6 protein-coding genes and 1 pseudogene are annotated in these 6,306 nt (G+C 71.9%); 5 read left to right on the top strand and 2 right to left on the bottom strand.

The annotated features are described in order from the left end of the window. Positions 1–68 precede the first annotated feature (68 nt). The 4 genes from AB0O91_RS26845 (at position 69) to AB0O91_RS26860 (ending at position 3,672) form a co-directional block, all read left to right on the top strand. Entirely contained in the window at positions 69–1,337 is a 1,269-nt protein-coding gene (locus tag AB0O91_RS26845) for an alpha/beta fold hydrolase (RefSeq protein WP_363437904.1), read from the top strand. A 240-nt stretch (positions 1,338–1,577) separates the two neighbouring features. After that, a complete protein-coding gene (locus AB0O91_RS26850) occupies positions 1,578–2,552 on the top strand; it encodes an amidohydrolase family protein (RefSeq protein WP_363437906.1) in 975 nt (324 codons plus the stop codon). A gap of 219 nt (positions 2,553–2,771) precedes the next feature. Further along, positions 2,772–2,897 carry a hypothetical protein gene (locus tag AB0O91_RS26855; protein ID WP_363437909.1) on the top strand — a complete coding sequence of 42 codons (126 nt, stop codon included), beginning with the start codon at positions 2,772–2,774 and terminating at the stop codon, positions 2,895–2,897. A gap of 82 nt (positions 2,898–2,979) precedes the next feature. Then, complete coding sequence (locus tag AB0O91_RS26860; protein WP_363437912.1) at positions 2,980–3,672, top strand: transposase family protein; 693 nt, start codon at positions 2,980–2,982, stop codon at positions 3,670–3,672. A gap of 56 nt (positions 3,673–3,728) precedes the next feature. Here AB0O91_RS26860 and AB0O91_RS26865 read toward each other — a convergent pair whose 3' ends face one another. Next, positions 3,729–4,301 (bottom strand): helix-turn-helix domain-containing protein, encoded by a 573-nt coding sequence (locus AB0O91_RS26865; protein ID WP_363437915.1) that lies wholly within the window; start codon positions 4,299–4,301, stop codon positions 3,729–3,731. A gap of 95 nt (positions 4,302–4,396) precedes the next feature. Between AB0O91_RS26865 and AB0O91_RS26870 the strand changes: the two genes are divergently transcribed. Next, positions 4,397–5,644: a serine hydrolase gene (locus AB0O91_RS26870; protein WP_363437918.1), complete on the top strand. Its 1,248-nt coding sequence runs from the start codon at positions 4,397–4,399 to the stop codon at positions 5,642–5,644. 57 nt (positions 5,645–5,701) lie between these two features. Here AB0O91_RS26870 and AB0O91_RS26875 read toward each other — a convergent pair. Further along, positions 5,702–5,845 (bottom strand): annotated as a pseudogene (locus tag AB0O91_RS26875) (IS5/IS1182 family transposase); the annotation flags it as partial. Positions 5,846–6,306 lie beyond the last annotated feature (461 nt).

Below are 6,306 nucleotides of genomic sequence, written 5' to 3' on the forward strand. Positions count from 1 at the left end.
ACTTGCTTCGAGTTCTAAGGAAATCTCGGGCTCCCAGCGCCTTGAGCCCTCTGACCGGGAGTACAGCCATGTCCACGCCGTTCCACGTCCAGTCCACCGCCGAGAACCTCCGCGACGGCTTCCCCTACTTCCCGCACCACGAGTCGGTATCGGCGCTGTGGGAGCAGAAGTGGCGGGGGCCGTGCGCCGCCGGGGTCTACCCGTTCGAGGACGGGCGGCTGGCGGACTTCGAGCCGGTCTTCACCGAACTGATCGCGGTCTCCGGCGACGACCCGGCCTTCCTGTCCCGCCCGGACGACTTCGCCCGGCCGTTCCTGCCGGTCGGCGACCGCCTCGCCGACGAGGCGCGGGCAGCGGCGGAGCGGGGCGAGACCGACCGGGCGCGGGAGTTGTTCCTGCGCGCGGCGGCCGTCTACCGGACGGCGCGGTTCCCCGTGGTCCGCTCGCCGCTGGGCCAGGAGGCGTGGGAGAAGGGCAAGGCCGCCTACGAGCAGGGCGGCAGGTTGATGGACCCGCCGGTCGTGCCCGTCGCCATCCCGTTCAAGCACGCCGACCTCGCCGCCGGCGACAGCGACACCGACATCCCCGTCTACCTGTGGGTGCCCAGCGGCCCGAGGCCCGAGGCCGGGTGGCCCGTGGTGCTGTTCATCTGCGGTCTGGACGGCTACCGGACCGACCAGACGCCGCGCGTCCAGGCACTCGTCGACCACGGCTACGCGACGTTGGCCTTCGAGATCCCCGGCACCGGGGACTGCCCCGCGGCGCCGAGCGACCCGGCCTCCGCCGACCGCCTGATGAGCAGCATCCTCGACTGGGTCACCGACAGCGCCCCCGAGTCCGGCTTCGACCCCGCCACGATCCTCGCCTGGGGGGTCAGCACCGGCGGGTACTACGCGCAGCGCGTCGCGCACACCCACGCCGACCGCCTGTCCGCGGCGGTGGCCCAGGGCGGCGGGGGCCACCGCATGTTCGACGCCGAATGGATCGGCGCGCAGAACCAGATGGAGTACCCCTTCGATCTGGCCGAGGCGCTGGCCCACAAGTTCGGCTATCGCGACGCCGACCCGGCCGCGGCGGTGGCCGCCTACACTGCCGACGCCCACCGCTTCAGCCTCGTCGACTCCGGCGTGCTGGACTCGCCGGCCTGCCGGCTGCTGGTCATCAACGGGACGGAGGACTCGATCTTCCCGATCGAGGACAGCCTCCTCGCCGCCACCCACGGCGACGCCACGCACACGGACCTGGTCGTGCGCGGCAGGCTCGCGCACATGGGAGAACCCGGTGCCGGGCCGATCGCCTTCGCGTGGCTCGATCAGGCGCTGGCGTCCCGGTCCTGAGACGACGCCGGCCACGTTCCCCACCCGGTGATCAGCCTGACGGGGCACGCACGATCCGACACCACGTGGCTTGACGTTCAAGGTCATCAAGCCGAGCAGGTGGCCGGCCGGTCCGAAGACCAGCCGGCCACCGTCGTACCCACGGCAGCGCACGGCCCGCACCGCCGCACCCGCACCGCCGGGTCCGACAGTGCCCTGGCAGCACCTGCTCTCCGACAACTTCCGGACAGGGATCGGAACATGACCCTCATCGCCATCGAAGAGCACTGGCTCAGCCCCGATCTGACGGCCGCCCTCAAAACGGTGCCGCGCCCGGACGAAAGCCTCGTCCTCAACGAGACGGGCGACAACCTTCACCGCCTGGAAGACCTGGGCACCGGGCGGATCGCCGCCATGGACGCCCAGGGGATCGACGTGTCGGTTCTCGCTCTGACGCCTCCCGGCACCCAGCCGTTGTCCCCGGAGCAGGCCGTGCGGCTCAGCCGTGCTGCGAACGACCTTGCCGCCGCGGCTGTGGCCGGCCACCCGAGGCGGTTCCGCGCGCTGTCGACGTTGCCCCTGTCCTCGCCGGAGCACGTCGCCGACGAGCTCGCCCGGGCCGCGGCAGCCGGGCATGTCGGCACCATGGTCTACGGCCGCTCCGGCGACCGCTTCCTGGACGACCCGGCGTACGAGGACTTCTTCGCCGCCGCGGCGGAGCTGGGACAGCCGGTGTTCATCCACCCGCAGATTCCCTCCGACGCGCTGCGTGACGCCTCCTACCGCGGCTTCGACGCCATAACCGATCTGGCGCTGGCCACGTTCGGCTGGGGCTGGCACCTGGACGCCGGCACCGCGGCGCTGCGCCTGATCCTGCGCGGCACGTTCGACCGGCACCCGAAGCTTCAGGTGGTGCTCGGGCATTGGGGCGAGATGCTGCTGTTCTGGCTGGACCGGGCCGACAGCCTGTCTCGCCTCGCCGGCCTCCAGCGTTCGGTGTCGGACTACATCCGGTCGAACTTCTACATCACCGCCTCCGGCATGCTGAACCCGGCGCTGTTGCGGCACGCCCTGACGGTCACCACTGTCGACCGGCTGATCTTCTCGACCGACTACCCGTTCCAGCGCCCGACCCACGACGACATCACCGCCTTCGTCGCACACTTCACCTCGGAGGAGGATCGACGGAAGTTCAGCTGCGGCAACGCCGCGGCTCTCTACGGCATCGAACCCTGATCAACCTCAGGCAAGGTCCACAGCAGGCAAAGACCGTGACAGCCTGAAGTGCCCCATGACGTCGGTACCGAGAGCCGGATGATGTCGGGGACCTCGGGCAGCTGCGGGACCGCCGGGACGACAGCCACCCTCGCCCGAACCGGACCCGATCGTCGTTCTCGACCTCCCCGGCGTCCTCGCCGATCACCTACGAACGGCGGGTGACGACAAACCCGCCAGGTGCTCGAATCCGGCCAGCTGATCCGGCGCGGCCAGGGCCACCCCACCGCCGACTCCCGCCACCCCGGCCTGCGCACCCACCGCTACACGTGCCTGCCCGGCCACGTAGCCACGGCCATGTCGTAGCAAGCCCGCAGACGGCCGCGGCTCTCACACTAAAGCTTGTTGCGGAAGGTTTGGGCTGGGGCATTTCTCCTGTAGGGGTGGGGTGCTGCGGGCTGAGCCGTTGTGGGTGGAGACGTTCACGGGTTTGCGGGTGCGGCAGTTCGAGGGCCTGGTGCGGGTGGTGCGTGAGCGGGGCGACAACGGACCCGGTGGTGGCCGGCCGTGGTGCCTGCCGCCGGCGGACCGGGTCCTGCTGGTCGCGGTCTACTACCGGACGGACCTGACCATGCGGCAGTCGGCGCCGCTGTTCGGGATCTCGACAGCGACGGTGTGCCGCATCGTCCAGCGTCTCGGGCCGCTGCTGGCGTTGGAGGCCGTCGCCCGCCCGGCTCCGGGTGTGGAGCGGTTGTGGATCGTGGACGGCACCCTGATCCCGGTACGCGACCCCACCGTGGGCGCCTCCGGCCGCAACTACCGGCTCTCCGCGAACGTGCAGGTCGTCATCGACGCGGACACCCGGCTCGTGGTCGCCACCGCCCGGCCCGTGCCGGGCAACAAGGCCTACACCAACACCCGCCTCGTCATCCCCCACCGCCGACGAGCCGGCCGTCCGCTCCTGCTGCGGGCCCAGGAGGAGGACAACGCCGAACACCGGCGTGTGCGCGCCCGCGTCGAGCACACCTTCGCCCGGATGAAGAACGACAAGATCCTCCGCGACTGCCGGCAGAAAGGCGACGGCCTGCACCACGCCGTGCAGGCCGTCGCCCACCTGCACAACCTCGCCCGAACCCGGTGAACCAGCAGATCAGAGCACACACCGACCTGCCCACCCCCGACCTTCTACAACAAGCTTTAGGCGCCGGTCTCGTCGACGGGCGGTGTCCGGTGCCCGCCGGACGGGCCGTCGCCGGGGAGCAGCACGCGGGCGTAGATCCGGCGGGTGCGACCCGGTGCGGGCGGGTTGGCGAGGCGGGGTGCGAGCACCCGGGCCAGTTCGCGGCGGAGTTCGGCGAACTCGGCGTCGTCCAGCCACATGGCCGCCAGGCTGTAGCTGACCTGGTCCCGCAGCAGGTCGGTGTCGCCGCGGGCCAGGTAGCGGTCGAAGTCGCCGAGCAGGCCGGCGACGTAGGCCGTGAAGGCCTGGCGGTGCTCTTCGGCGGTCATCTCCTGGAGGTGGTCCAGGCCGAGGGTGGCCCTGTTCATCCGCAGCATGTAGGTGCGCTCGACTGTCCCGCGGACGCGCCGTTCGGCGGCGACCGCGAGGACACCGCCGGCGACCAGTCGGCCCACCTGGCGGTACAGCGTGGTCGGTGCGACGTCGGACAGTTCGTCGCGCAGGTCGCCCGTGGTGAGGGCCCGGTCGTTGAGGAACGCCTGCACGATCCGCAGGCGGACCGGGTGCAGCAGTAGGTCCGCGGTGCTCATCCGCCGAGGCTAGCAGTACGTTTCCGGCTCCGGTAATGTTTCCATTTGTGGATCCAATGGAGCCGACGGCTCCTCAGCGGACCGGGGGGAACGCGATGATCGAGCGGACGACGGAAACCACACCCACCACCGCCGCCGAGCGGCTGGACTGGCTGGCGGCCGCCTCGGCCAGGGTGCCGGTCCCGGAGGGCGAGCTGCGCGAACTCGTGGCCCCGGCACTGCTGGACGCGAGCGGGGGGCCGGACGGGTTCAACGCCACCGCGGCCGCGATGGGCCCGATCGTCGTGACCAGGCTGGTGGCCGCCCGGCACGACCGGGCGCAGGCTATCGTGCGCAGTGGCAGTGGCAGTGGCGACCTCCTGCTCACCGTGCGGATCGACCCGGCCAGCCGGGTCGACCACGTGGCGATGACCGCTGAGCAGACACCACCGGCCTCGTGGGCCGAACTCGACGACCGGCTGGCCGCCCTGCCGGGACGGGTCTCCTTCGCCGCCGCCGAGATCACCCCGCAGGGCTGCCACGTCGTGCACGGTCTCCGGCAGGACGCGCTGCGCCCGACCGGCTCGGTCTTCAAGCTGTACGTGCTGGGTGCGCTCGGGCAGGCCGTCGCCGAGGACCGGGCGTCCTGGGACGAACTGCTGGCCGTCCGCGACGAGGCCAAGAGCCTGCCCTCCGGCATCCTTCAGGACCGTCCGGCCGGTGACCGGCTGACACCGGCCGAGTTCGCCGTCGCCATGATGTCCGTCAGCGACAACACCGCCACCGACCACCTGATCCACCGGCTCGGCCGAGAGGCGGTGGCCCGGCAGTTCGAGCTGTTCGGCCATCAGCGGCCAGCGGCGAACGCACCGTTGCTGACCACCAGGGCGTTCTTCCAGCTCAAGTATGTCCGCGCGCACGCGCACCGGTACCTGTCGGCCCCCGCGCACGAGCGCGCCGCGGTGGTCGAGGGGCTGGAGCGCCTCCCGCTGCCCGACACGTCACCGCCCTGGACCGAGCCGCGCGACATCGACCGGATCGAGTGGTTCGCCTCGCCGGTCGACGTCTGCCGCGCCTACGCCGGTCTGCTGCGCCTGGACCAGCCGGAGATCGACCGCGCCCTCTCCCTCGCCGACGGCGGCCTGAACCTGGACCTCTCCCGGTTCCCGACCGTCTGGTCCAAGTCCGGCAGCGAGCCCGGCGTGGTGACCCTCAGCCACCTGGTGCGGACCCCGGACGGCCGGGCGCTGGCCGTCGGCCTGCTGGTCTCCGACCCCGACACTGCGCCCGACCCTGCGGCCGTGCTCACCACCGGCCAGGCCGTCGTCCGGGGCGCGTTCCACCTGCTGGCCGCGCCGCGCTGAACCCGCCCCCACCGGCCCGTGCCGGCCCTCGTCCGACGAGCGCCGGCTGGCTCCCCAGTGCTCGACGCGGGCGCGCACGCGGCGGTGTTCGGCGTTGTCCTCCTCCTGGGCCCGCAGCAGGGAGCGGTCGGCTCGTCGGCGGTGGGGGACGACGAGCCGGGTGTCGGTGTAGGCGCCGTCCGCGAGGACGGTGGCGTCGGCACACTGCGCCGGCCCCGCCCTGGCCCGGCTCGAACACGGCTGGCCCCCTCCACAACAGGCCGACGCTTAGGGGTGTGGGCATCGACCGACGCAGGGCGGCTTAATTCTATCGCCGTGCCCCGAACGTGCCCGATCGGGCGGGGAGCCACCAACCCGGCCGCCGGGAGCAGCGTCGCCGTCGGCCTCGGCTCCGCTAGCACTGCCGTCGGCGAACCCCTCGAGGCCGTCACCGCCCGACCCCGCGCCACCTGTTCCGGATCCACCGAGGGCCCGTCCCCTCACCGAGGGGCGGGCCCTTGCGCGTTCCCCGACAGGGAGACGCCCGGAGCGGTGAGGCGCGGGTGAGTGCTGCCGGCAGCCTCGTGGATGCTCCTATAGACGTCAAGCGGCTGGAGCAAGGTCGGTTCGCGTGGTGTGTTCGGCTGGTGCGCCGGTGAGCGCGCGGTAGACCTCGCGTGCGA

Origin of the sequence: Kitasatospora sp. NPDC089797, from assembly GCF_040684795.1 — a bacterium.
Taxonomy (GTDB): domain Bacteria; phylum Actinomycetota; class Actinomycetes; order Streptomycetales; family Streptomycetaceae; genus Kitasatospora.

Bases quoted from the DNA above. Each gene is read 5' to 3' on its own strand.
- AB0O91_RS26870 (WP_363437918.1), top strand. From the start codon at position 4,397: ATGATCGAGCGGACGACGGAAACCACACCCACCACCGCCGCCGAGCGG.
- AB0O91_RS26850 (WP_363437906.1), top strand. From the start codon at position 1,578: ATGACCCTCATCGCCATCGAAGAGCACTGGCTCAGCCCCGATCTGACG.
- AB0O91_RS26845 (WP_363437904.1), top strand. From the start codon at position 69: ATGTCCACGCCGTTCCACGTCCAGTCCACCGCCGAGAACCTCCGCGAC.
- AB0O91_RS26865 (WP_363437915.1), bottom strand. From the start codon at position 4,301: ATGAGCACCGCGGACCTACTGCTGCACCCGGTCCGCCTGCGGATCGTG.